Source organism: Phenylobacterium sp. (assembly GCF_030646615.1).
Classification (GTDB): Bacteria; Pseudomonadota; Alphaproteobacteria; order Caulobacterales; family Caulobacteraceae; genus Phenylobacterium.
This window is the reverse complement of record NZ_JAUSLG010000102.1, coordinates 1-3851: the sequence shown is the minus strand read 5'-3', so window position 1 is coordinate 3851 and position 3851 is coordinate 1. Positions and strand designations below refer to the sequence as shown.

Here is a 3851-nt window from a genome sequence, read left to right as displayed (position 1 = left end):
GGCGGCCTTGACCTGGGCTTCATTCCCCGGGAGGGCGGCAAGACCGCGCTGGAGCTCACCGCCAAGGGCGGCGCCGATCTCCTGGTGCTGATGGGCGCCGACGAGATGGACCTGACGGCCACCGACGCCTTCGTCGTCTATATGGGCACCCATGGGGACGCCGGCGCGCACCGGGCCGATGTGATCCTGCCCGGCGCGGCCTATACGGAAAAGAACGGCCTCTATGTGAACACCGAGGGCCGCGTTCAGCGCGGCGAGCGGGCGGTCTTCCCGAAAGGCGAGGCCAAGGAGGACTGGGCCATCCTGCGCGCCCTGTCCGAACTGCTGGACGCCAAGCTGCCCTATGACAGCCTCGACCAGCTTCGGGCCCGCCTGTTCGCCGACCATCCCACCTTCGGCCGAATCGACTACGTGCCGGACGCGCCCGGCGCGCTGGACCTGTCGGTGCTGGGCGGGGAGGGCGATCTGTCGGACGCGCCCTTCGCGAGTCCCGTGAAGGCCTTCTATCTGACCAACCCGATCGCCCGCGCCAGCGTGACCATGGCCGAGTGCCAGGCGCTCGTCCCGGGCGCCGAAAAGATCGCCGCGGAGTAGGGCATGGACGCCACCACCAATTTCTGGGCGACGCCAGGCGGCTGGACCCTGCTCGCCGTGGGCCAGATCGCGGCCGTCATGATCTGGATCCTGCTGTCCCTGGCCTTCCTGCTGCTGGCCGACCGCAAGATCTGGGCCGGCGTGCAGATGCGCAAAGGCCCCAACATGGTGGGTCCGTTCGGCCTGCTGCAGTCCTTCGCCGACTTCCTGAAGTTCGTGCTGAAGGAGATCGTCATCCCCGACGGGGCCGACAAGGTGGTCTTCATCCTGGCCCCCCTGATCAGCTTCGTCCTGGCCTTCGGGGCCTGGGCCGTGGTGCCGCTGGCCCCGGGCTGGGTGGTCTCCGATATCAATGTCGGCGTGCTCTACCTGCTGGCGATCAGCTCGCTGGGCGTCTACGGCATCATCATGGGCGGCTGGGCGTCCAACTCGAAATACCCCTTTCTCGGCAGCCTGCGATCGGCGGCCCAGATGGTCAGCTACGAGGTCTCCATCGGCTTCGTGATCATCACCGTGATCCTGCTGGCCGGCACCATGAACCTGCAGACCATCGTCGCCCAGCAGGGCGGCGGATTCTGGAACTGGTACGTGTTCGGCGGCGGGCTTTCCAACCTGCCCATGGCGCTGATCATGATCCCGATGGCCGTGGTCTTCTTCATCTCGGCTCTGGCTGAAACCAACCGTCCGCCCTTCGATCTGCCCGAGGCGGAGTCCGAACTCGTGGCCGGCTATCAGGTGGAGTACTCGTCGACCCCGTACCTGCTGTTCATGATCGGCGAGTACGCCAACATCGTGCTGATGTGCGCCATCATCACCATCCTGTTCTTCGGCGGATGGCAGGCGCCGTTCCCGACGCCCTTCCTCGAGAGCTGGCCGGCGACCGCGCAGAGCTTCTTCGGCTTCATGTGGTTCTTCGCCAAGACCGTCTTCTTCTTCTTCCTGATCGCCATGGTGAAGGCGATCGTGCCCCGCTACCGCTATGACCAGCTCATGCGGCTGGGGTGGAAGATCTTCCTGCCGACCTCGCTGGTGGCCGTGGTGCTCGTCGCCGCCTGGCGCGTCTTCGGTCCGGCCCAAGGAGCGATGTAATGAGTTTCGCCGCCCGTATCAGCCAGGCCGCCAAGGGCGCGGCGCTGATGGACTTCATCGGCGCCTTCGGGCTCGGCATGAAGTACATGATGCGCCCCAAGGCCACGGTCATCTATCCCAACGAGCGCAACCCGCAGTCGCCGCGTTTCCGCGGCGAGCACGCCCTGCGTCGCTATCCCAACGGGGAAGAGCGCTGCATCGCCTGCAAGCTCTGCGAGGCCATCTGCCCGGCCCAGGCCATCACCATCGAGGCCGAACCCCGGGACGACGGCAGCCGCCGGACGACCCGCTACGACATCGACATGGTCAAGTGCATCTACTGCGGCCTGTGCCAGGAGGCCTGCCCGGTGGACGCCATCGTCGAGGGACCGAACCTGGAGTTCGCCACCGAGACCCGCGAAGAACTCTATTACGACAAGGAACGCCTGCTCGATAACGGGGACCGTTGGGAGCGGGAAATCGCAAAGAACCTAGAACTCGACGCGCCCTATCGCTAAGAGACAGGCGCGATTCCGGGGCTGTAGGACGTTGGCGTCCGACCTGGGCCATGCGCCCGGCGGGCGGACCAACCTGATGATTGAGGGGCGAAAGTAGAGCCGTCATGGCCTTGCAGGCGATCGCATTTTATCTGCTGGCGATAGTCACCATCGGCTCAGGCCTCGCCGTGGTGTCCGTCAGAAATCCCGTGCACTCGGTGCTATTCCTGATCCTGACCTTCTTCTCGGCGGCGGGCCTCTTCCTGCTGCTGGGCGCCGAGTTCCTGGCGATGCTGCTGGTCGTGGTCTATGTGGGCGCCGTCGCGGTGCTGTTCCTCTTCGTCGTCATGATGCTCGACGTGGACTTCGGCGCGCTCAAGCAGGGCTTCGCCCGCTACATGCCGCTCGGCGGCCTGGTGGCCGGCATCCTGGCGGCCGAGATGATCGTCGTCGCCACGGCGGTGGCCACCAGCGGGGCGGCCAGCGGGCCGCGGGAGCCGATGGCGGCCCTGGACGGTCTCTCCAACACCGAGACCATCGGGCGGGTGCTCTATACCGATTATGTCTACTTCTTCCAGGCGGCGGGGCTGGTGCTGCTGGTGGCCATGATCGGCGCCATCGTGCTGACCCTGCGCCATAAGCCGGGCGTGCGCCGTCAGGTGATCGCCGACCAGGTGGCGCGCAACGCCCAGACCGGCATGCGCTCGGTCCAGATCAAGCCGGGCGAGGGGATGGGCGAATGACGATCGGTCTCAGTCACTATCTGGCGGTCGCCGCCATCCTGTTCACGATCGGGGTCTTCGGGATCTTCGTGAACCGCAAGAACATCATCGTCATCCTGATGTCGATCGAGCTGATCCTGCTGGCGGTGAACATCAACCTCGTCGCCTTCTCGGTCTATCTGCACGACGTGGTGGGGCAGATCTTCGCCATGTTCGTCCTGACCGTGGCCGCCGCCGAGGCGGCCGTGGGCCTGGCCATTCTCGTCACCTTCTTCCGTAACCGCGGCGGCATCGCCGTGGACGACGCCGCCGTGATGAAAGGCTGACGGAGCCCATGACCCCTCAGTCTCTCGCCATCATCCTGGTCTTTGCGCCCCTGCTGGGCGCCCTGATCGCGGGCCTGTTCGGCCGCCGCATCGGCGACTTCGCCTCGCAGGCCGTGACCACGGGCCTGCTGCTGCTCGCCTGCGTCCTGTCCTGGACCCTGTTCATCCAGTGGACCTGGGGCGGGCTCGAAGCCTTCACCCTCACCCTCTTGCCCTTCATCAATGTGGGCGACTTCCAGTCGGCCTGGTCGATCCGCATCGACGGGCTGTCGGCGGTGATGCTGATCGTCGTCACCTCGGTCTCGGCCCTGGTCCACGTCTATTCGTGGGGCTACATGGCCGAGGACGACTCCCGGCCGCGCTTCTTCGCCTATCTGTCGCTCTTCACCTTCGCCATGCTGGCCCTGGTGACGGCGGCCGACTTCATGCAGCTGTTCTTCGGCTGGGAAGGGGTGGGGCTGGCCAGCTACCTGCTGATCGGTTTCTGGTTCAAGAAGCCGACGGCCAACGCCGCCTCCATCAAGGCCTTCGTGGTCAACCGGGTCGGCGACTTCGGCTTTGCGCTGGGCATCATCACCGTCTTCTGGATGTTCGGCACCATCGAGTTCGCCGAGATCTTCCCGCGGGTTGAGGAATTCGCCGCC

6 protein-coding genes are annotated in these 3851 nt (G+C 65.6%); all 6 read left to right on the top strand.

What is annotated here, in order from left to right; translation table 11 throughout:
- Nucleotides 1-594: molybdopterin-dependent oxidoreductase (locus tag Q7S93_RS18390; RefSeq protein WP_304716212.1), on the top strand; the 594-nt coding region annotated here is incomplete at its 5' end.
- Nucleotides 595-597: 3 nt separating this feature from the next.
- Nucleotides 598-1683: an NADH-quinone oxidoreductase subunit NuoH gene (nuoH, locus tag Q7S93_RS18385; protein ID WP_304716209.1), complete on the top strand. Its 1086-nt coding sequence runs from the start codon at nucleotides 598-600 to the stop codon at nucleotides 1681-1683.
- Entirely contained in the window at nucleotides 1683-2180 is a 498-nt protein-coding gene (gene nuoI / locus Q7S93_RS18380; protein WP_304716208.1) for an NADH-quinone oxidoreductase subunit NuoI, read from the top strand. Before nuoH ends, nuoI begins: the two co-directional genes overlap by 1 nt.
- Before the next feature lie 104 nt (nucleotides 2181-2284).
- Nucleotides 2285-2902 (top strand): NADH-quinone oxidoreductase subunit J, encoded by a 618-nt coding sequence (locus Q7S93_RS18375; RefSeq protein WP_304716207.1) that lies wholly within the window; start codon nucleotides 2285-2287, stop codon nucleotides 2900-2902.
- A complete protein-coding gene (gene nuoK, locus Q7S93_RS18370) occupies nucleotides 2899-3207 on the top strand; it encodes an NADH-quinone oxidoreductase subunit NuoK (RefSeq protein WP_304716206.1) in 309 nt (102 codons plus the stop codon). Before Q7S93_RS18375 ends, nuoK begins: the two co-directional genes overlap by 4 nt.
- Nucleotides 3208-3215: 8 nt before the next feature.
- The coding region (locus tag Q7S93_RS18365; protein WP_304716204.1) for a proton-conducting transporter transmembrane domain-containing protein at nucleotides 3216-3851 on the top strand (636 nt) is incomplete at its 3' end.

Excerpts from the sequence above, each read along its gene's own strand:
- nuoH (WP_304716209.1), top strand. The coding sequence starts at position 598 with ATGGACGCCACCACCAATTTCTGGGCGACGCCAGGCGGCTGGACCCTG.
- nuoI (WP_304716208.1), top strand. The coding sequence starts at position 1,683 with ATGAGTTTCGCCGCCCGTATCAGCCAGGCCGCCAAGGGCGCGGCGCTG.
- Q7S93_RS18375 (WP_304716207.1), top strand. The coding sequence starts at position 2,285 with ATGGCCTTGCAGGCGATCGCATTTTATCTGCTGGCGATAGTCACCATC.
- nuoK (WP_304716206.1), top strand. The coding sequence starts at position 2,899 with ATGACGATCGGTCTCAGTCACTATCTGGCGGTCGCCGCCATCCTGTTC.